This is a genomic window from Myceligenerans indicum, from assembly GCF_016742955.1.
Taxonomy (GTDB): domain Bacteria; phylum Actinomycetota; class Actinomycetes; order Actinomycetales; family Cellulomonadaceae; genus Myceligenerans; species Myceligenerans indicum.
This window is the reverse complement of the sequence record NZ_JABBYC010000138.1, coordinates 1-860: the sequence shown is the minus strand read 5'-3', so window position 1 is coordinate 860 and position 860 is coordinate 1. Positions and strand designations below refer to the sequence as shown.

Annotated in this window: 1 protein-coding gene; it reads left to right on the top strand. The window is 70.2% G+C overall.

All coding sequences use genetic code 11. From position 1 onward, the window contains the following. The coding region (locus tag HGK34_RS22280; protein WP_201851643.1) for an IS3 family transposase at positions 1–822 on the top strand (822 nt) is incomplete at its 5' end. Positions 823–860 lie beyond the last annotated feature (38 nt).

The window sequence follows — 860 nt, the reverse complement described above, 5'->3', positions numbered from 1 at the left end:
CGGTCCTCGTACTACAAGTGGCTCACCGGCGCTGCCGCCCGTGCCGCGCGGGCGGCCGATGACGCCGTGCTCGCCGATCGGATTCGGCAGTTGCACCGCGAGGATCCCGCCCTGGGGTCCCCGCGGGTGACGTCCGAGCTGCGCAAGGCACACCCGCAGGCAGAGCCGGTGAACCACAAGCGGGTCGCCCGGGTGATGCGCCAGCACCGGCTCACCGGGATCCGGCTGCGCCGGCGGGTCCGCACGACGGTCCCGGACCCGTCCGGGGTCAAGGCCGACGACCTGATCAAGCGGGACTTCACCGCCGCCGAGCCGAACAGCAGGTATATCGGCGACATCACCTACCTACCCGTGGGCGGCGGGAAGTTCCTCTACCTGGCCACGGTGATCGACCTGTGCTCCCGCCGTCTGGCGGGCTGGTCGATCGCCGACCACATGCGCACCGAGCTCGTCGAAGACGCGCTCAAGGCCGCCGCGGCCGAGCGCGGCTCGCTAGCCGGTGCGATCTTTCACAGCGACCACGGCGCCCAGTACGGATCCCGGGCCTACGCCGACCTCTGTACGACGCTGCAGGTCACCCAGTCCATGGGCGCGGTCGGCACCAGCGCGGACAACGCCGCAGCCGAGTCGTTCAACGCGACCCTCAAACGCGAGCTCCTGGCCGGCGCGCCCGCCTTCGACGGACCCCGAGCCGCACGCCTCGCGGTGTTCCGCTGGACCACCCGCTACAACACCCGACGACCCCACTCACGCCTGGGAAACCAGAGCCCGGCCGACTACGAGAAGAACCTTCAAACAGCTACGCTGCAGCCTGCCGCATGACCACACGATGACGTGTCCACTTCTCGGGGCGAAGGCCC